The sequence below is a fragment of the Deltaproteobacteria bacterium genome, assembly GCA_035063765.1.
GTDB lineage: Bacteria > Myxococcota_A > UBA9160 > UBA9160 > PR03 > CAADGG01.
This window is the reverse complement of record JAPSFT010000023.1, coordinates 47,401-66,118: the sequence shown is the minus strand read 5'-3', so window position 1 is coordinate 66,118 and position 18,718 is coordinate 47,401. Positions and strand designations below refer to the sequence as shown.

Below are 18,718 nucleotides of genomic sequence, written 5' to 3'. Positions count from 1 at the left end.
GGCCCGAGGAGCCCCCCATGATCGAGGTCCACCATCTCAACAACTCCCGCTCCCAGCGCGTCCTGTGGCTGCTCGAGGAGCTCGAGCTGCCCTACGAGATCGTCCGCTACCAGCGCGACCCCCAGACCCAGCTCGCGCCCGAGTCGCTGAAGAAGGTCCACCCGCTCGGCAAGTCGCCGATCCTGAAGGACGGCGAGACGGTGGTGATCGAGTCGGGCGCGATCCTCGAGTACCTGGTGCGGAAGTACGGCAAGGGCCGCCTCGCGCCGCCCGCGTCCTCGCCCGACTTCGTGCGCTACCTCCAGCTCCTCCACTACGCCGAGGGCTCCGCCATGCTGCCCGTGATGCTGCGGCTCTACATGGCGCGGCTCGGGGAGGCGGGCGCGCCGCTCGCGCCGCGCATCGCGAGCGAGATCGAGACCCACATGAGCTGGCTCGACTCGGAGCTCGCGGGCCGCGAGTGGTTCGTCGGCGACGAGCTCACGGCCGCCGACATCCATCTCTCGTTCGTGATCCAGGCGACGCGGCTCCTCTACGGCCTCGACCACTTCCCGAACCTGGCGGCCTTCCTCGAGCGCATCCAGGCGCGGCCGGCCTACAAGCGCTCGCTCGAGCGCGGCGGTCCGTACGCGTTCTGATCCTGGTCCAGATCCGGATCTTCGTCCCCGATCAGCCTATTTCCATCTTCCCGCCGTGCGGCATGCACACCTAGAATGCCGGGATGGCGCGGCTCGCCTCGCTGCTCCTTCCGCTGCTGCTCGCCGCCGTGGCCCTGCCCGCGCGCGCCGACCTCGCGAGCGCGCTCGACGCGCACCCCGGTGGCGCCGCGCTGCGCGCGCTCGCGCGCGAAGGCCGCGAGCTCGAGCGCGCCGACCAGCTCGCCGCGTCGGCCGATCGCTTCGAGCGGCTCGCGGGCGCGCTGCCCGCCGAGCCCGAGCCGCTCTGGCGCCTTGCGCGCCTCGCGTGGCGGCACAGCGAGCGGCTGCCCGTCGCGAGCGAGGAGGCGCGCCTCGCGGGCTTCCGGCGCGCCGAGGCCTTCGCCCGCGCGAGCCTCGCGCTCGATGCGCGCTGCGCCGAGTGCATGTTCTGGCTGGCCGCCGCGCTCGGCCGCATCACGACCACCCAGGGCGTGATCGAGTCCGCCCGCCTCGCCCCGGTGATCGCCGATCTGCTCGGGCGCGCGATCGCGCTCGAGCCCGCCGGCCGCGAGAGCGCCGACGACACCACGCTCGGCAACCTCTACCACTACGCGGCCGCCTTCTACCGGATCGTGCCCGAGTGGATCTGGCTCTCCTGGGTGCTCGGCGTGCGCGGCGACAAGGAGCGCTCGGTCGAGTACAGCCGGCGCGCCGTCGCGATCTCGCCGGCGCGCCTCGACTACCAGGTGGAGCTCGGGGCCGGCCTGCTCTGCCTCGGCACCGCGCGCCGCCGGGCCGACCTGCTCGAGGAGGGCGCCGCCGTGCTGCGCCACAGCGAGACGCTCGCCCCCTTCGCCGAGGCCCGCATCGACAGGGCCCTCGCCCGGGTCCTCCTCGAGCGCCCCGAGCGCGCCTGCGCCTACGCCCGCGACGGCTGGATCGACATCGACGAGGCGGACGTGGCGGCTCACGCCGGGCGGCCGGCCGGCCGATGACGGGGCATGCGCATCGGGCTGCTCCCCGTCGCCCTGCTCCTCGGCCTCGCCGTCCTGCCCGGCTGCTTCCTCGACGAGATCGACAAGAGCATGGAGCGGTACCAGGGGTCGCGGAAGACCGCCGAGGCCTCGAAGCCAGCCGGGTCGAAGCCGGCGGCGGCCGGCGCCCCCGCGGCGAAGCCCGCTGGGCCGTCGTGGTGGGAGACCGCGCGCACCCTCGGCTCGGACCCGAAGAACGAGGCGATCGCGGGCTGCCAGCTCGCGGGCCGCGTCGAGTTCATGCTGCGCGACGACTGCCTGGCGCGCGGCGGCCAGCCGCAGTAGGCGCGCGGCCGCGCGCGCAGCGGCGGCCCTGCGCGTGAGTCCCACGATGCCCCCGCCCATGAGCCGTACGCCGCCCCCGCCGGGTACCCTCGGGCGCGTGCCGCACAGCCCGCGCGAGGCCGCCTACCGCGCCACGACCTACGCCGCCGCCGACGGCTCCGAGCGGCTCGACATCCGGATCGGCGCGCGCTGCGCGCGCCTCGATGCGCTGCTCGCCGCGCGCGGCCTCGCGGAGTGGGCCTACCTGACCGCCCACAACCCGGGCGGCCAGCTCGCCGCGCCCGCCGCGAACGCGGCCGCCCAGGCCCGGCTCGAGGCCGAGGTCGTCGCCTCGGGGCACCCGTGGCTGCGCGGGGCGAGCTGCGGCGACGGCGGCGACTGGCCGCCCGAGCCAGGTCTCCTCGTGCTCGGGCTCGCGCGGGACGCGGCCCTGGCGCTCGGGCGCCGCTACGGCCAGGAGGCCATCGTCACCGGACGGTGTCAGGAGGCGGCCGAGCTCGTCTTCTGCGAGCTCTGACGCGCCCTCGCGCGACCCGCTTGCCGGCGGGCCGCGGAGTCCCGGACCTGCGGCCAGGAATGGCGATTCCCGTCGGTTGGCCGACGGACTAGAATCCGCCCCGGTGTCGCACTCTCCCTTCGACGCGGCGGTCTTCGCCGGCGGCGGCTGCCGCTGCTTCTGGCAGCTCGGCTTCTGGTCCACCGCGGCGAGCCGCCTCGGGATCGAGCCCGAGCGCGTGGGCGCGGTCAGCGCCGGCGCGGCGATGGCGTGCGCCGCGCTGACGGGGGTCTTCGAGGACCTGGTCGGGGAGTTCACGGCCCGGATCGCCACCAACCGCGGCAACTTCCTGCCCCGCAACTGGCTGCGCGGGCTCCCGGCCTTCCCGCACGAGCGCATCTACCGCGCCACGATCCTGGCGATCACGAGCGCGAGCCGGCTCGCCGAGCTGCACCGCGGGCCGGACGTGCGGGTGCTCCTCGGCCGCCCGCCGGCGCGCACGGGCCGGCTCGGAACCCTCCTGCTCGGCTTCGCCGGCTCGTATCTCGAGCAGTTCCTCGGCGGGGGCGTCCACGCGGTCTGGGGCCGGCGCTGCGGGTTCCGCCCCGAGCTCGTCTCGGTGCGCGAGTGCGCGTCGGCCGAGGAGCTCGCCGCGCTCCTGCTCCACTCCTCGTGCACGCCGCCCGCGCTGCCGCTCTACCTGCGCGACGGCCGCCCCGTCCTCGACGGGGGGATCGTGGACGGCGTGCCGGTCGAGGCGGTCGAGCCCGCCCGCCGCACGCTCGTGCTGCTGACCCGGCGCTTCGCGCCGGCGCGGCTCCCGCGCGTGCCCGGGCGCGTCTACGTGCAGCCCTCCGCGCCGATCCCGATCGACACCTGGGACTACGCGAGCCCCGCGCTCGTGCACGAGACCTTCGCGCTCGGTGCCCGCGACGGGCTCGCGTTCGCGGCATCGCACCGCGGTGTCGGGTGCGCGAGCGGCTGACGGACCTCGCTCGCCGGGGGCCCGCCGCGCGCCGCGCCGGCCTCCTAGCGGGCCTTCTGGTACCAGCGCCCGCCGTCCCCGATCCAGCTCCCGGCCGGTGCGCGCGCGATGAGCTTCTGTCCGGCCAGCGCGGCCACGGCCGTGACGTCGGTGCCCTGCTCGCGCGCGATCTTCTCGTAGGCGGCGCGCCGCTTCGCGTTCACCGCGGCGACGAGCTGCGCCACCTCCGCGCCGCCCTCGCCCCGCACCGCGCCGACGTAGCCGTCGGTCTGCTCGCCCACCAGGCCCTGCGCGCGGGCGGCGTCGAGGTCGAGGGCCCGGGCGGCGGGCGCGGGGCCGAGCGCGAGCAGCAGGAGGAGGGAGGCGAGGCGTCGAAGATGGAGCGCCATCAGAAGATGTCCTTCTCGCTCGCGATCAGGTCGTCGAGCTCGCGGTCCACCTGCACCTTGATCTCGTGCTCGATCTTGATGTTCATCTGGATCACGATCGGCTCCTTCGGAGCCTCGACGGCGACGCGCGGCTGGCAGCCGGCCGCGGCGGCGGCGATGCCGGCCGCGAGGGCGGCGCTGGCGAGCGACCCGGTCCGGCTCACGGCGGTGCTCTCCCCTCCGAGAAGGCCCGCAGCCGCTCCTCGACGGCCGCCGGCACACGATAGGACGCCTGCCCGGCGCGCACGAGATCGGCGAGCCGGGCCTCGAGCGTCAGGTCGAGCTCGACCGGGCGGCCGTCCTGGAAGGCCGGGTTCGCGCCGCGCACGTGGAGGTCCACCGTGAGCGTGCCGGCGAGGTCGCCGTCGATGCGCGCCTCGAGCGTCTCGTAGCGGAAGTCGGAGAAGGCCTCGATCGCGAGGCCGAGGTCGTAGGGGCGGGAGGCGGCGAGCTGGCGGACGGAGGCGGCCGGCGCGTAGCGGATCGTGCCGCCGGGAGCCGTGGTGCGCAGCACGCCGCCGCGCACGACAAGGGCCTCGCCCTCGCGCACGAGCGGCAGCTCGCCCTCCACCTGGCCGCTGCCCGCGAGGCCCGCGAGCGCGACCTCCTCGAGCAGGCGCGCGAGCTCGAGCCCGCGCGCGCGCAGGGTGACGGCGCCCGGGCCGCGGCGGGGATCGACGACGGTCTCGCCCGCCTCGAGGGTCCCGCCCGCGAACCGGAACCGGGCGCTGCGCAGGGCGAGGGCGCCGTCGCGGCGCAGGCGGCCTTCGAGGAGGCCGTCGGTCAGCGGGACGCCGACGTCGAGCAGGCCGATCGCGACGAGCTGGGACGTCTCTGTGTGTAGGGGTGGGCCGGCCAGGGCGAGGGCGGCGTGCAGGCCCTCGACGCGCGCGAGCGGCGCCGTGGCGGCAAGCTCGCGCAGGGCGAGGCCGGCGCTCCAGGCGAAGGCGCCGGCGGCGTCGCGGCGCACCTGGCCGCGGGCCTCCACGCGGCCGGCCACGTCGCGCAGGCCGAGCCGCGCGAGGGGCGGGTAGAGCGCGGCGGGCTGGAGCGCGCCGGGCACGAAGACGAGCGGCGCGAGCTCCCACTCCGCGCGCAGGGCGCCGCCCTCGAGGCGGCCCTGCGCCGACAGGGCGACGCGGCGCTCCGCCCGGGCCGCGTGCCCGTCGAGCGTGGCGCGGAAGGCGAGCGCGTCGAGCCGGCCTTCGAGCTCGAGGCGGCCGCGGGCGGCGCCGAGCGGGTGCTCGAGGGCGAGCGTCGCGCCGCCGGCCACGGCGCCGCCGGGAGCGGCGTCGAAGGCTCCCGTGAGCGCGACCTCTGCAACGCCCTCCGGTGTCGAGAGGAGGAGCCGTGCGTCGTCGAGGACGAGCTCGGCGACGGGCGGCGGCGGCAGCGGCTCGGCGGCGGGCGCGGCGGGGCCTGCGAGCAGCGGGTCGAGGGCTCCGAACGAGAGGCCGGCTTCGCCGAGGGTCGCGCGCAGGCGCAGGCGGGTGACGCGGAGCGCGTCGAGCCGGCCGGCGCGCAGGCCGGCCCAGGACCAGTCGGCCTCGACGCGCGCGGCGGCGAGGTCGGGGGCGCCGGCGGGGTCGATCGCGAGCGCCTCGATCCCGAGGCCGCTGCCGTCGAGGCGCTCGACGCGCAGGGCCACCGGCGCGACGCCACGCGCGGCGAGCGCGGCGACGAGCGCGCGCTCGGTCAGGGCGGTGCGGGCGGCCCACAGCGCGCCCGCGGCGGCCAGCAGCCCGACGAGCGCGACGGCGATGGCGACGCGCAGCCGGTGTGCGAGCGTACCCATCGCGAAACGCTAGCAGCGGCGCCAGGGCAGGAGGCTCCGGTGGAGTTCACGCGCCATCTCGGGATCGAGTCGCTCGGCATGGTGGACGGCGCCTTCACGCTCGAGCTGCGGCTCGACGAGCGCCACATGAGCCTGGCCGCGCGCGCCCACGGCGGTGTCCTCTTCTCGATGCTCGACACCGCTCTCGGCCGCGCCGTGATCGCGGAGCTGCCGGCGGGGCGCGGCTGCGCCACCGTCGAGCTCAAGATCAACTACTTCCGGCCGGTCCAGGGCGGCACGATCCGCGCCTTCGGTCGCTGCGTCCAGCGCACCCGCTCGCTCGCCTACGCCGAGGGCGAGATCCTCGACGAGCAGGACAAGATGCTGGCCCGCGCCACCGGCACCTTCTTCCTCACCGACACCCTCCGCCAGCCCGACCGCGAGCGCGTCTGACCCGGGCCCGGTTCGCCGTGCCGTGACGCGGCAGGGGGCAGACCCGTCCCCGGACGAGCGGAGCGCAGGAGCCCTGTTCTCTCAGTCGCAGACGATGCGGGTCTCGCCGGTGGCGGGGTCGGTCACGTAGGGCGGCTGCACGGGGCTCGGCCGGGGGTCGCCGGGCAGGAGCTGGCCGCAGTCGCTGCACTCGACGTTGGCCCAGTCCGGCGTGCCGGCGAGCATGGCGTCGATCCAGCTCACGATCGTCGGCACGCCGCCGGTCGTGTCGGTGTAGACCTTGTCGTAGCCCCACATGGTGTGCCGGGAGCCGGCGCCGATGTAGTAGCGGTAGTTGTCCGGCGCCGTCGCCGCCGAGTCGTACGCGAGCTCGCGCATCTTCTCGTTCCACTCGCAGCTCGGCTTCCACCAGTTCAGCCACTCGAGGAAGTTGTCGCCGTTCAGCATGACGTTGTAGAAGCCGACCTGCCCGCCGGCGGGGCCGTCGTAGGACGTGGTGTAGTTCCCGAAGCGGCTCTGCGGGTAGTAGAGCGCCGCCTCCGCCCACAGGTCGGACGCCCGCAGCTCGGAGAGCGGCTTGTCGAGGCCCGGGATCCAGCGCGGGAGGTTCTTCTCGATCCCCCACTTCGCGAGGTCGTTCTCGAGGAAGTCCTGGGTGATGACGCCGTTGCCGGCGTCGCCGAGCACGGCGAACGGGGTCGAGGGCCAGGCGAACTCCTGGAGCGCGAGGGCGTTCACCGCCGCGCCGTACGAGCCCGCGCTCGAGCCGGTCACGAACACCTGGTCCGGGCTCACGAAGTGCTCGCGGGCGAACTTTTCCGCCACGGCGGCGTTGATGCGGCCCTTGTGGTGGATCGTCGCCGTGGGGTTGCCGGGGTCGTGCTCGACCACCGCGTCGCCCCAGTGCACGTCGCCGGTGCAGTAGGGCACGAACACCGCGTTCCAGTCGCGGAAGGGGTTCTCGGGATTCGTGAAGTCCGCGAAGCCCGTGGTGGCGCCGGCCGGGTTGTCGCCGGGCCCGGCCTCGGGCTTGAAGGTGCCGAGCAGGCAGGTGGCCGCGTTCCAGCACGCGCCCCCGCCCTGGAAGTAGACGAGGGTCTTGTTCACGGTGCCGCGCTTCACGAAGTACACCCACGGCGTGCCGTGCGAGCAGATCGGCTCGAGCACCTGGTCGCCGAGCTCGCTCGCGTAGGGCACCTGGTCGGGCGGGTCGATCATCGTCCACTCGCTCGGCACCGCCGGCGACACCACCGAGGCTTCGAAGGCCGCGCGGGTGAGGGCGACGAGCGCATCGGTCGGGGCCGGCTCGTGATCGTGGCAGCCGAGCGACCAGTGGCGCTCGAACCGTCCGACCGCGCGCTCCTGGCGGGCGTGGAGGCGCTCGCGCAGCCGGTCGCGGCTGCGCTCGACGAGGTGGCGGCCCTCGGCGTCGAGGAGCTGCCGGCAGGTGGCGGCGGCCGACACGACGCGGCGCGTGCGGCAGATCGGCGAGCCGTCGATCTCCTCGCCGAGGCTGCGCGCGCCCTCGTCGAGGAGCGAGATCATCTCGGCGGCCGTGACGGTCGTGTCCTCGCACGAGACCCCCGCTGCTGCCGAGCGGTCCTCCGCCCGGGCCCAGGCGCGCTCGAGCACGCGGCGCGGCGCGCGGAGCCAGCGCTCCTGGAGCCACCCGTCGCCGCCGTGCCCGAGGCCGAACCAGCGGCCGAGCCAGCCCCAGCTCGACACCCAGCGCACGCCCACGCTCGCCGCGCAGTAGTCGGCAGCGGCGTCGAGCTTCTCGGCGACGCACCGGTCGGTCGGGTAGAGATCCGCGGCGGGACGGGGCTCCGGGTGCCGGGGGCCGTGGGCGCCGGCCGGTGCGGCGGCCGCGAAGGCAACGAGGGCGCAAAGGACGAGCAGGATCCGCGTGCGGGGCATCGGTCGTCTCTCCAGGTGGCCGGACCGTGCGGTCGGTGGCGAGGGCATGTTCCCACGCGAGCGACCGTCCGGTCAACTGCCGGCGCACGCGGGGACGCGAAAGCGCGGCTCGAGCACCCCAGCCCGTGCGCGGAGCGAGGCGAAGGTGCCGGCAGGAGCCGGGCGCGGCGCGAAGCCGAGCCTCCCGAGCTCCCCGAGCAGGGCCTCCCCGACCGCCGCGGGCCCGATCGGCCCGATCTCGTCCTCGACCGCGCCGGCGCTGACCGGGTCGAAGGGGAGGCCGAGCGCCGCGTAGACCGGCCCGAGCACCCCGCGCACGCGCCCGCTCCCGCCGACCACCACGACCCCGCCCACGTGCGCGGCGCCGCGCACCACGCGCTGCCCGACGCCCATCAGCTTCACGCGCCCGCGCGCGTTCACGCTGTGGGCGCCCGGGCAGTACTCGCCCGGCACCTCGCCGACGCGCGCGTCCACCCCGAGCCGGCGCAGCGCCGCCGCGACCCAGCCCGCGACCGCCTCGAAGCGCTCCTCGATCCCGCCGCGCAGCTCGGTGGCCGGCATCGCCCACGCGAAGGCGAGCGACCCGGTCTGGAAGACGGCGGCGCGTCCGCCGGCGAGACGCAAGGCCGCGTCGAAGCCCTGCGCGCGTGCCGCGGCGACGGCGCGCGCGAAGCCCGGGCTCGCCCGGTCGAGGCCCGAGAACGCGACCACGTCGTCGGGCCGGTAGAGGCGGAGCGTCTCGGGCCGCTCGCCGGCCGCCACCGCGTCGAGCAGGGCCCGCGAGACGGCGGTGTCGAGCGCCGGCTCCCCCGGCACGGCGTCCTCGAGCAGCTCCAGTGGGCGCACGCCCGGAGCCTAGGCCACCTTCGCGCGTGCCCGCGTCCGACCGAGGAGCCCCGCATGGTCGCCGCCGCCCGCCCTCCCGACGACTTCCACCCGATCCACCCCGACCACTACGCGGCCTGGGGCTACCCGCACGAGCTGTGGAAGCGCTGGCGGCGCGAGGACCCGGTGCACCGCTTCGACGCGACGGAGGGCATGCCCTTCTGGTGCATCACGAAGCACGCCGACGTCGTCACGATCAGCAAGCGCCCGGAGCAGTTCGTGAACGGCCCCCGGCTCGTGCTGAGCCACCTGCCCGAGGTCCCGAACGCGTTTCCGCCGACGCTGATCCAGCTCGACCCGCCGAAGCACGGCGTCTACCGCCAGCTCATCAGCAAGCGCTTCACGCCGCGCTACCTGCGCGCGATCCACGGCGACATCGAGCGGATCGGCAAGGAGATCGTCGACGCCCTGCTCGCGAAGAGCGGCCCCGGCGGGTACGGCGAGTGCGACTTCGTGCGCGAGGTGTCGGCGCCGCTGCCGATCGCGGTGATCGCGTGGCTCCTGGGCGTACCGGAATCGGACTGGCCGCTGCTCTTCGACTGGACCAACCGCACGATCGGCGCCGGTGACCCGGAGTACCGGCAGGAGGGCAAGACGCCGCAGGAATCGGCGCTGGCCGCGATGACGGAGCTGTTCGGCTACTTCGCAAAGCTCGTCGAGGAGAAGCGCCGCAAGCCCGCCGACGACCTGGTGTCGCTCTTCGCGAGGCTCGAAGTCGGCGGCCGGCCGATCCCCGAGATCGACGTCCTGACCTTCTGCCTGATCATCGTGATCGCCGGCAACGAGACCACCCGCAACGGCACGACCGGCGGCATGCTGGCCTTCATCGAGAACCCGGAGGAGATGCGCAGGCTCCAGCGCACCCCGGCGCTGCTCGGCTCCGCCGTCGAGGAGGTGGTGCGCTACACGAGCCCGATCATCCACTTCGCGCGCACCGCCACCGCCGACTTCGTGCTGCGCGACCGGCGGATCCGTGCCGGCGAGGCCGTCGCGCTCTTCTACCCGAGCGCGAACCGCGACGAGGAGGTCTTCGCCGACGGCGACGCCTTCCGCGTCGCGCGCGACCCGAACCCGCACCTGGGCTTCGGGATCGGCGAGCACTTCTGCCTGGGCTCGCACGTGGCGCGGCTCGAGCTCGCGGTGGCGTACCGCCACCTCCTGCCGCGGATCGCCGAGATCGAGGTCGCGGGCCCGGTCGAGCGCCTCCACTCCTCGCTGGTCGGCGGCGTGAAGCGGCTCCCGATCCGCTACCGGCTCGCGGGCTGAGCCCAGCGCCGGCTTCGCGCAAGCGCCCGATCGGGTGCGCGCCGGGCAGTTGCCGCCCCTCGGGGCCCGATTTCTCCGGCAGGCCCGCGCCCGTGACACGCCTGCGCGCGGAAGGCCACTTCCACGGCGAGGACCCGCATCCGCAGGAGAAGCCCATGGATTTCCCGACCCGCCCGATCCGGACCGTGCTGCCGGTGCTCTTTACGCTGGCCCTGGCCGCGCCGGCCGGGGCGCTCGGCATCGGTGACACCGAGTACCTGCGCTTCCCGGCCGGGGGTTCGAACACGGGCTTCACGAACACCGGCCCGGCCTTCGACTTCGCGACCACCCCGCTGGACCAGACGCTGTGCGCCGGGGCCGGCACGTTCCAGAAGGTCGGCGTCTGCAGGAACAGCTCCAGCTACGACATCACGATCTCGCAGGCGCTCCAGACCGTGCACCAGTTCCCGCAGGCGCGGGGCAGTGAGCCGACCGGCGCGAGCCCGTTCATCGCCGACTCGCTCTGGACGGCCACCAACACGAGCGGCGAGACCTACGGGCGGGTGCTCCTGCTGTTCAGCGCGGTGAACCTCGCGCCCTACCCCGGGGCCATCAACCCGGGCGGCTACCCGGACCTCGAGGTGGGGCTCGACGGCGACCTGCTCGAGATCGTGAAGTACACGGCGGGGGGAAGCGACTACTTCTTCGGCGCCGTCGATCTCGGCGTCCTCGATCCGGGTGAGTCGCGGCAGTTCACGGTCCGCTATATCGTGAGCTCGGGGGTGATGCCGATCGTGAACAACCAGGTGGTGATGCCGCCGCTCAAGCTCGTGGCGCAGGTGGTGCCGGAGCCGGGGACGCTCGTGCTCCTCCTGACGGGCCTCGCCGGAATCGGGTACGCCGGGCGCGCGCGATGAGCTTTGGCCGCCGCGCAGCCGGCGCGGGCGCGTCGATCACGCTCGGAGTGCTCCTCGGGCTCGCCAACGGCGCCGCCGGGGCCGCCGAGGACCCCGCTGCGCTGCGCGATCGCGCCCGCGAGCAGGCGAGCGCCGGCCACTGCGACGAGGCGCTCCCGCTGCTCGACGAGGCGCGCGCCGGGCTGCCCGACGACGCCGGGGTCGCGAACCTGATCGGCCTGTGCCGGATGCAGCGCCAGGAGTGGGAGGCGGCCGCGCAGGCCTTCGCCGATGCGAAGCGCCTCGATCCCGACACACCCGACGTCGACCTGCACCTCGCGGTCGCGCGCTTCCACGCGGGCGACGTCGACGGCGCCGAGCTCGCGCTCGACGACGCCCGCGTGCGCTCGCCGGGCAGCGCCGAGGTGGACCTCTACGACGGCCTGATCCGGCTCGAGCGCGCCGAGGAGCCAGTGGCCGCGGCCGAGGCCCTCGAGCGCGCGCGCGGGCGCGATCCGGTCGGGGTCGAGCCCGTCGCGTCCTACTACGCCGGGGTGGCGTGGCTGCGCGCGAAGGAGCGCGAGCGCGCCCGCGAGGCGCTCGAGCGCGTGCAGCGCGAGGCGCCCGGCACGAGCTGGGCGGCTGCCGCCGAGCGCGCCCTCGCCGGCTCGGAGGGCCGCGCCCTCCTGCCCGACCGCCGCGACCTCCAGGGCCTCCAGCAGGCCGAGCGCCCGCTCGGTCGCGCGCCGGTCGAGGGCGAGCGCCAGGGTCCCTGGGTCGTCCTCTCGGGCGGCTTCGAGTACGACAGCAACGTCCTCCTGCGCGGTGACAACGTGTCGGTCCCCGACGAGATCTCCGACGAAGGCGACGTCCGCGGCGTGTGGACCGCGCAGGTCGGGACCGAGGTGTTCCGCAACCGCGACTGGGCGGTCGGGATCCTGGGCGCCTTCTACGGCTCGGCGCACTTCGAGCAGACCGACTTCGACACCCAGTATCCGTCGGCCACCGCCTGGGTCGACCGCCGGCTCGCCGAGGCCACCCTCGCGCGGCTCCAGTACGACTTCAGCTACGCCTGGGTCGGCTACGACGGCTACCTGCTCGAGCACTCGCTGACGCCGGCGCTCTTCCACGACTGGGGCGGGCGCTGGGGCAACTCGCGGCTGTTCGCCGAGCTGAGCTGGGACGACTACCGCTTCGACAGCGACGACGTGCCGGACGGGAGCCCCCCGCCGGCGGGCGGCCCGGGCAGCGCCTGCCCCGACCCGAACGAGCCCTGCGGCCCCTTCGGCCTCGACGAGAGCGAAGAGCGCAACCGCGACGGCTTCTGGTCGATCGTGGGCTTCGACCACATGGTGCCGGTCGAGGAGCTGCGCACCCAGTTCTCGGCCGGCTACCGCTGGCACCACTACGACGCCGAGGGCGAGGAGTACGACTTCCAGGGCCACGAGTTCGTGCTCGGCACGCGGACGCTGCTCCCGTGGCAGGTCGTGCTCGACCTCCAGGGCAGCTACACCTATCGGCCCTACGACCATCCCTCCACGTACCCGAACCCGAACGACCTCGTGAACGGCGTGGAGTACAGCCTGCGCAATGGCGACAAGCGGGAGAACGTCTGGCAGGCGGACGTGATCGTGGAGCGGCCGATCACGAACTGGCTGATCGGGTCGCTCCGCTACGAGTACACCCGCAACGACTCGAACGTCGAGGTCTTCGACTACGACCGCCACGTCGTGGGCGGCTACCTGACCTTGTACTACCAGCCCGACCTCTAGGGTTGCGGGCTGGTCGGGAGAAGGAGAGCTGGACATGCGGAAGACGAGCTGGATCGCCGGCATCGTGGTGGCGTTCGCGATCGCGACGAGCGCCCGTGCGGACGAGATCGAGGTGCCTGCCTGGACGCCGGAGCCCCCCGCGGTGAGCGCCGGCCCGGCGCTGCCGGCGGTCGCGGACCGCTTCACGCCGAACGACGTGGCTGCGCCGGCTCCGCCGGGCGTCCTCTACGCGCCGGGCCCGCCCGCCTTCGACCGCTTCTCGTGCGACACCTTCACCTGCGGCGGCGGCCGCGGTGGCGCGTCGCTCGGCGTGATCGAGTCGCCCGCGACCCCCGGCGAGCTGCCCGGCTTCGACAACTGAGGGTCGCGGATCCGTGAAGGAGGAGGCATGGACCGATCGACCGTCCGCGTGGCGCTCGGCGCCGTCGTGGCACTCGCGCTGCTCGGGGGCTGCGCGACGCGCGGCAGCGTCCGGGACCTCGAGCAACGCGTGAGCACGCTCGAGCAGCGCCTCGACGAGGTGAGCGCGACGGCCGAGCGCGCCGTCAGCGGCGCCGAGGCCGCCCAGGCCGCGGCCGAGCGCGCCGCCGACCGTGCCGACGACGCCGCCCGCACCTCCGAGGCGATCTTCCGCAAGGGCGTCTCGAAGTAGGGTCGGGGGAGGGGCCGCCTACAGGCGTCCCACGGCGACCGGGATCCCGCGCGCCTCCTCGACCGCCCGGCGCACGCGCAGCGGATCGACGGAGTCGGCGAGACCGAGCGCATGGAGGCGCTGGTACGCGCTCGCCAGCGCGTCGGGCTCGCGGCCGTAGAGGTCGGGGTGCGCCTCCACGTAGATCGTGCCGTCGCGCTGGCCGATCTTCACGGTCTGGTAGACGAGCCGCAGGGGGGTGCGCTCCCGGGTGCGCGCGAACAGGCGCGCGACCTCGTCGTTGTAGAGCCGGATGCAGCCGTGGGTGGCCTCGCGGCCGATCGACCACGGGTTGTTCGTGCCGTGGATCCCGTAGCTCGTGCTCCCGATCGTCATCCAGTGGTCGCCGAGGGGGTTCTCGGGGCCCGGCGGCACCACGGCCGGCAGCTCGGGCTTCTCGGCGCGGATCGAGGCGGGCACGGTCCAGGTGGGGTGCTCGCGCTTGCGCCCGATCCGGAACGCGCCCACGAGCGAGGGGTCCATCTGGTCGCCGATCGCGATCGCGAAGACCTCCGGCTCCGGCCCGGCCGTGTAGTCGTAGAGCTGCATCTCCGGGACGTTCACGACGAGCCCCTCGTGCGGCGCGTCGGGCAGCACGTGCTCGGTCGGGAGCTGCACGACGGTGCCGGGCTCCGGGATCCAGTGGTGGACCTCCGGGTTGAGGCGCGCCACGCGGTCGAAGCCGAGCCGGTGGCGGTAGGCCACGTCGAGGAGCGTGTCGCCCGGCTCGACGAGGTCGCTGCTCGGCGCGCCCACGAGCGGGGGGATCTTCGCGAGATCGGGGCGTGGCGCGGGCGGCAGCGGCGCGCACAGCGCCAGCGTGCAGGGCAGGAGCAGCGCGAGCACGGGCCGCGACATCGCGGGATCGTATAGCCTCCGCTCCCATGCTTCGCGCGCGACCCTGGCGTCGGATGGCGCTCGCCCTGGCCGCGGGCGCGGCCGCCTGGACCGGCGCCTGCGCGCGGCCGGCCCCCGCGCCACCGCCCGCCCCGCCGGCGCCCGAGGCCCGGGCACCCATCCCGCTCCCCTGCGAGCGCATCGAACGCATCGTCGTGAGCAAGGCGGCGCGCGTGCTCGTCGCGGCCTGCGCGGGCGGGGGCGAGCTGCGCCTGCCCGTGGCCCTCGCGCGCGCACCGGGCCCGAAGCGCGCGAAGGGCGACCAGCGCATGCCCGAGGGCGAGTACCGCATCGCCGGCCCGGCGCGCCCGAGCCGCTTCCACCGCTTCCTCCCGATCGACTACCCCGCGCCCGCCGACGCCGAGCGCGCGCTCGCCGAGGCCCGGATCGACCGCGCCGAGCGCGACGCCATCGTCGCCGCCCACCGCGCCGGCCGGCTACCACCCCAGACGACCGCCCTCGGCGGGCACCTCGGGTTCCACGGCGAGGGGAAACGCTGGCGGGGAGAGGGCGATCTCGACTGGACGGAGGGCTGCATCGCGCTCAGCGACGGCGACGTCGAGCGGCTCGAACGGCTCGCACCGCCGGGCACGCCCGTCCGCATCGAGCCCTGAGCCGGAGGGGCGCGGGTGCGGGTCTGCGCCGGGATGTCCCTGATTCCGGGGACAGCAGGACGCCGTCATGGGCTCGCGGCTTCGAGACGCAGTGCGGCACGAGCTCTATCATCGGCCTCTCGCCCGACCGCCTGCCCAGTCCGGCGCCCGCCACCACCAGGAGACCCCCCTGCCGGCCCACCTGCGCACGCCCCGAGCTGCCCCGGCTGTGACCGACCTCACAGCGCCCGCCTCGACCGCCGAGCGATGCTGTACGCCGCGAAGGAGGCGGGCCGTGATGCAACCCGAGGACCGGGGCCTGGTGGAGCGGATGCAGGCGGGTGACCGCGAGGCGTTCGGCGAGGTCTACGAGCAGTACGCGCGGCGCGTCTACGCCTTCGCGCTGCGGCGGCTGCGCGATGCCGACGAGGCCGAGGACGTCTGCCAGGACGTGTTCGTCGAGGTGGCGCGCTCGATCCGGGGCTTCGAGGGTCGCTCGACGCTCGGCACCTGGATCCTCGGCATCACCTTCCACGAGGTCTGCAACCGCCGCCGCCGCTCGAGCCGCCGGGCGGTCTCGCTCGAGAGGCACCAGGACGGCGTGCGGCCCGACGAAGGCTCGCCGGTCGACCGTCACGTCGAGGCCGTGCGCGTGCTCGCGCGCTGCACCGACGTGCTGGGCAGCGAGATCGGCGAGGCGCATCGCGTGATCTTCGAGCTCGCGCTCGCTGGCGCCACCGACGTGGCGGCGATCGCCGACCAGGTGGGAAAGTCGCGCCAGGCGGTGAAGATCAGCCTGTTCCGCACGCGCCGGCTCCTCGGCGAGCGCGTGGTGGGCCTGCGCGAGCTGCTCGCCCGGCACGCGTAGGCCGCTCGGAGCCGCCGCCGCGTCGTCCGGGCCAACTCCTCCGGTGCGCCCGCGCCCGGCCGGGGTCGCGCCGGCGCGCCCCTGGCGGCGCGTCCCCGGTGCGCCCCGTCGCAGGCACACCTGCATGCGACGCTATGGTCTCGCTGCACCCACGGAGGCCCCCGGATGCTTCGCGTCACGCTACGGCTGTCCTGCCCTGCCCTGCTGCTCGCCGTCCTGGCGATCGGGTGCGCTTCGACGAAGCTCACCTCCACCTGGCGGGACCCGGCGCTCGGCTCGCTCCAGTTCCGCAAGGTCGTGGGCATCGCGTTGACCGCCGATCCGACCGTGCGGCGGCTCGCCGAGGACGAGTTCGTGCGCGCCGTGGGGCCCGCGCAGGGCATCGCCGGCTACACCCTGATCCCGGACGAGGAGCTGCGCGACCGCGAGCGCGCCCGCGCGCGGCTCGAGGCGGCCGGCGTCGACGGCGCCGTCGTCTTCCGGCTCGCCTCGGTGGAGGATCGCGAGCGCTGGGTGCCGCCCACCAGCTACGGGACCCTGTGGGGCTACTGGGGCTGGGCGGGTCCGAGGGTCTGGGAGCCCGGCTATCTCACGACCGATCAGTTCGTGCAGGTCGAGGCGGCCGCCTACACGGTCTCCGATGCCCGCCTCGTGTGGGCCGCCCGCAGCGAGACGATCAACCCCTCGTCGGTCGAGGACCTGATCGGCGGGGTCGTGCGGGTGTCGGTCGACGAGCTGCGCCGGGAGAAGCTGATCCCGTGAGCGAGCGCGAGCGCAGCGCCACGCTCGAGCGGGCGATCCGCTGGCTGGCGGATCGGCGCCGCGAGGCGCCGGAGGCGCGGCCGGCCGCGCTTGCCGACGAAGCGGCGCGCCGCTTCGACCTCTCGCCGCGCGACGCGGAGTTCCTGCTCGCCTTCGCGAGGGACGCGGGCGAGCGCCATCCAGGCTAGGGATCCGCGCCGCGGAGGAGGAGCGATGGCGACGACGACCGGCCGCACGCTCGGGATCTCGGCCGCGCTCGCCCTCGCCCTGCTCGGCGGAGCGTGGATCGCGTTGCGCACGCTCGCGGGGGGCGGGGAGGAGCCGCCGCCCGCAGCGGCCGCCGCCGCGGACCCGGCCTCGCGCCGCAGCCCGCCCGCGGGTGAGGTGGTGGGCCGCGTCGGCCGCTACGGGAGCCACGTCTGGCTCGGCATCCCCTACGCGGTGCCGCCGGTCGGCGAGCGCCGCTGGCGGGCGCCGCAGGCCGCGGAGCCCTGGAGCGGGGTGCGCGAGACGCTGGCCTTCGGCTCGCCCTGCGTGCAGTACACGAGCCCCTTCGCCGGCATCGAGGGCCCGCCCGGCGAGCTGCGGGGCAGCGAGGACTGTCTCTTCCTGAACGTGTACGCGCCGAAGCTCGCGCCGGGCGCCGTGCCGCGCGGCGCGGAGCGGCTCCCGGTCCTGGTGTGGATCCACGGCGGCGGCAACGTGATCGGCCGCGCCGATTTCTACGACGGCGGCGCGCTGGCCGCGCGCGAGCGCGTGATCGTCGTGACGCTCCACTACCGGCTCGGGCCCTTGGGCTGGTTCCGCCACGCGGCCCTGCGCGAGGCCGACGCGAGCCCCGCCGAGCGCTCCGGGAACTTCGGCACGCTCGACCTGGTGCGCGCGCTCGAGTGGGTGCGCGACGACATCGGCGCCTTCGGCGGCGATCCCGGCCGCGTCACGATCTTCGGCGAGTCGGCCGGCGGCACCAACGTCGTGTCGCTGCTGCTCGCGCCCCAGGCGCGCGGCCTCTTCCAGCGCGCGATCGTGCAGAGCGGCGGCACCTTCTTCGCGACGGCGGCGGAGGCGGAGCACTGGCGCGACGACCCCGAGCCCGGCCACCCGCGCTCCTCGAACGAGATCGCCGCGCAGCTCGCGATCGACGCGGGGGAGGCGCCCGACCGCACCGCTGCGAAGGCGCTCGTCTCCGGGATGCCGCCCGCCGAGCTCGCGCGCTGGCTGCGCGCCGCCACGCCGGCCGCGCTGATGGCCGCCTACCGCGGCGCGGGCGATCCGCTGCTCGAGATGCCCCGCGTCTTCGCCGACGGTGCGGTGCTGCCCGCCGGAGACCCGCTCGCGCGCTTCACCCGCGCCGACGGCTGGAACCGCGTGCCGGTCGTCCTCGGCACGAACCGCGACGAGAACAAGCTCTTCCTGTTCCCGGACCCCCGCTACGTGCGCCGCTGGCTCGGGATCGTCCCGCGCGTGCGCGACCCCGATCTCTATCTCGCCCTCGCGGACGCGCAGAGCGCGATGTGGAAGGCCACCGGCGCCGACGCGCCCGCCGCGGCGATGGCGCAGGTCTCGCCCGAGGTCTTCGTCTACCGCTTCGACTGGCACGAATGGCCGAGCCTGCTCGGCTTCGACGCGGCCACCTACGTGGGCGCCGCGCACGGCCTCGAGATCCCCTTCGTCTTCGGCCACTGGAGCCTCGGCACGCGCGGCCGCTTCCTGCTGCGCGCCGAGAACCGCCCTGCGCGCGAGCGGCTCTCCGACGCGATGCGCTCCTACTGGGCCCACTTCGCCGCGAGCGGCCGGCCGGGTGCCGGGCTCGCCGGCGACCTCCCGGAGTGGAGCGCCTGGGACGCCCGCCCGGGCGGGCACAAGACGATGCTCCTCGACTCGGCGGCGGGCGGCGGCCTGCGCATGGGCTCGGAGCCGGTGACCGTCGAGACCGTGCTCGCGTCGGTGGCGGCGGACCCGCGGCTCGCGGACCCGAAGCGGCGCTGCTGGGTCTACCACGAGCTCGCTGCCCGCGGGCGCGGCTTCGAGCGCGCCGACTACGAGCGCGTCGGCTGCGACGACTTCCCCTTCGACGCCTTCCCCTGGCACTGAGGACC

The 18,718-nt window shown here is 75.1% G+C and carries 22 protein-coding genes; 16 read left to right on the top strand and 6 right to left on the bottom strand.

Annotation, left to right across the window (positions count from 1 at the left end; all coding sequences use genetic code 11):
- The first annotated feature begins 17 nt into the window (after positions 1-17).
- The 5 genes from OZ948_16205 to OZ948_16185 all read left to right on the top strand — a co-directional run bounded on the left by OZ948_16205 (position 18) and on the right by OZ948_16185 (position 3,438).
- Positions 18-638, top strand: a complete 621-nt coding sequence (locus OZ948_16205; protein MEB2346269.1) for a glutathione S-transferase — start codon at positions 18-20, stop codon at positions 636-638.
- Positions 639-721: 83 nt separating this feature from the next.
- Positions 722-1,633 (top strand): hypothetical protein, encoded by a 912-nt coding sequence (locus OZ948_16200; GenBank protein MEB2346268.1) that lies wholly within the window; start codon positions 722-724, stop codon positions 1,631-1,633.
- Positions 1,634-1,639: 6 nt separating this feature from the next.
- On the top strand, positions 1,640-1,957 hold the full coding sequence (locus OZ948_16195; protein MEB2346267.1) for a hypothetical protein: 318 nt from the start codon (positions 1,640-1,642) through the stop codon (positions 1,955-1,957).
- A gap of 58 nt (positions 1,958-2,015) precedes the next feature.
- The gene (locus OZ948_16190) at positions 2,016-2,474 is read left to right on the top strand and encodes a DUF3293 domain-containing protein (GenBank protein ID MEB2346266.1); all 459 of its coding nucleotides are present in this window, start codon (positions 2,016-2,018) and stop codon (positions 2,472-2,474) included.
- A gap of 103 nt (positions 2,475-2,577) precedes the next feature.
- A complete protein-coding gene (locus OZ948_16185; protein ID MEB2346265.1) occupies positions 2,578-3,438 on the top strand; it encodes a patatin-like phospholipase family protein in 861 nt (286 codons plus the stop codon).
- 44 nt (positions 3,439-3,482) lie between these two features.
- Here OZ948_16185 and OZ948_16180 read toward each other — a convergent pair whose 3' ends face one another.
- From OZ948_16180 to OZ948_16170, 3 genes are read right to left on the bottom strand one after another with little or no spacing between them, the layout of a single operon-like run.
- Positions 3,483-3,827, bottom strand: a complete 345-nt coding sequence (locus OZ948_16180; GenBank protein MEB2346264.1) for a YdbL family protein — start codon at positions 3,825-3,827, stop codon at positions 3,483-3,485.
- Positions 3,827-4,030 carry a YnbE family lipoprotein gene (locus OZ948_16175; protein ID MEB2346263.1) on the bottom strand — a complete coding sequence of 68 codons (204 nt, stop codon included), beginning with the start codon at positions 4,028-4,030 and terminating at the stop codon, positions 3,827-3,829. Before OZ948_16175 ends, OZ948_16180 begins: the two co-directional genes overlap by 1 nt.
- Entirely contained in the window at positions 4,027-5,661 is a 1,635-nt protein-coding gene (locus OZ948_16170) for a YdbH domain-containing protein (protein ID MEB2346262.1), read from the bottom strand. The genes OZ948_16175 and OZ948_16170 overlap by 4 nt, the downstream gene beginning before the upstream one ends.
- A gap of 39 nt (positions 5,662-5,700) precedes the next feature.
- Between OZ948_16170 and OZ948_16165 the strand changes: the two genes are divergently transcribed.
- Positions 5,701-6,093, top strand: a complete 393-nt coding sequence (locus OZ948_16165) for a PaaI family thioesterase (protein ID MEB2346261.1) — start codon at positions 5,701-5,703, stop codon at positions 6,091-6,093.
- 81 nt (positions 6,094-6,174) lie between these two features.
- Here OZ948_16165 and OZ948_16160 read toward each other — a convergent pair whose 3' ends face one another.
- Both OZ948_16160 and OZ948_16155 read right to left on the bottom strand, forming a co-directional pair.
- Entirely contained in the window at positions 6,175-8,010 is a 1,836-nt protein-coding gene (locus OZ948_16160; protein MEB2346260.1) for a pectin acetylesterase-family hydrolase, read from the bottom strand.
- 72 nt (positions 8,011-8,082) lie between these two features.
- Positions 8,083-8,856, bottom strand: a complete 774-nt coding sequence (locus tag OZ948_16155; GenBank protein MEB2346259.1) for a lipoate--protein ligase family protein — start codon at positions 8,854-8,856, stop codon at positions 8,083-8,085.
- Positions 8,857-8,910: 54 nt separating this feature from the next.
- Between OZ948_16155 and OZ948_16150 the strand changes: the two genes are divergently transcribed.
- From OZ948_16150 to OZ948_16130, 5 genes are all read left to right on the top strand, one after another.
- Entirely contained in the window at positions 8,911-10,161 is a 1,251-nt protein-coding gene (locus tag OZ948_16150; protein ID MEB2346258.1) for a cytochrome P450, read from the top strand.
- Between the two features lie 155 nt (positions 10,162-10,316).
- The gene (locus OZ948_16145) at positions 10,317-11,057 is read left to right on the top strand and encodes a PEP-CTERM sorting domain-containing protein (GenBank protein ID MEB2346257.1); all 741 of its coding nucleotides are present in this window, start codon (positions 10,317-10,319) and stop codon (positions 11,055-11,057) included.
- A complete protein-coding gene (locus tag OZ948_16140) occupies positions 11,054-12,808 on the top strand; it encodes a tetratricopeptide repeat protein (GenBank protein ID MEB2346256.1) in 1,755 nt (584 codons plus the stop codon). The genes OZ948_16145 and OZ948_16140 overlap by 4 nt, the downstream gene beginning before the upstream one ends.
- Before the next feature lie 34 nt (positions 12,809-12,842).
- Entirely contained in the window at positions 12,843-13,169 is a 327-nt protein-coding gene (locus tag OZ948_16135; GenBank protein ID MEB2346255.1) for a hypothetical protein, read from the top strand.
- Positions 13,170-13,196: 27 nt separating this feature from the next.
- Complete coding sequence (locus tag OZ948_16130) at positions 13,197-13,460, top strand: Lpp/OprI family alanine-zipper lipoprotein (protein MEB2346254.1); 264 nt, start codon at positions 13,197-13,199, stop codon at positions 13,458-13,460.
- Between the two features lie 18 nt (positions 13,461-13,478).
- Here OZ948_16130 and OZ948_16125 read toward each other — a convergent pair whose 3' ends face one another.
- A complete protein-coding gene (locus OZ948_16125; GenBank protein MEB2346253.1) occupies positions 13,479-14,357 on the bottom strand; it encodes a L,D-transpeptidase family protein in 879 nt (292 codons plus the stop codon).
- A gap of 26 nt (positions 14,358-14,383) precedes the next feature.
- On the opposite strand from OZ948_16125, the gene OZ948_16120 reads away from it, so the two are divergent.
- The 5 genes from OZ948_16120 to OZ948_16100 all read left to right on the top strand — a co-directional run bounded on the left by OZ948_16120 (position 14,384) and on the right by OZ948_16100 (position 18,713).
- Complete coding sequence (locus OZ948_16120) at positions 14,384-15,010, top strand: L,D-transpeptidase (protein MEB2346252.1); 627 nt, start codon at positions 14,384-14,386, stop codon at positions 15,008-15,010.
- 277 nt (positions 15,011-15,287) lie between these two features.
- Complete coding sequence (locus OZ948_16115; protein ID MEB2346251.1) at positions 15,288-15,857, top strand: RNA polymerase sigma factor; 570 nt, start codon at positions 15,288-15,290, stop codon at positions 15,855-15,857.
- 165 nt (positions 15,858-16,022) lie between these two features.
- The gene (locus tag OZ948_16110; protein ID MEB2346250.1) at positions 16,023-16,619 is read left to right on the top strand and encodes a hypothetical protein; all 597 of its coding nucleotides are present in this window, start codon (positions 16,023-16,025) and stop codon (positions 16,617-16,619) included.
- Positions 16,616-16,807, top strand: coding sequence for a hypothetical protein (locus OZ948_16105; GenBank protein MEB2346249.1), 192 nt, complete (start codon positions 16,616-16,618; stop codon positions 16,805-16,807). The genes OZ948_16110 and OZ948_16105 overlap by 4 nt, the downstream gene beginning before the upstream one ends.
- Before the next feature lie 25 nt (positions 16,808-16,832).
- Entirely contained in the window at positions 16,833-18,713 is a 1,881-nt protein-coding gene (locus OZ948_16100) for a carboxylesterase family protein (protein ID MEB2346248.1), read from the top strand.
- Positions 18,714-18,718 lie beyond the last annotated feature (5 nt).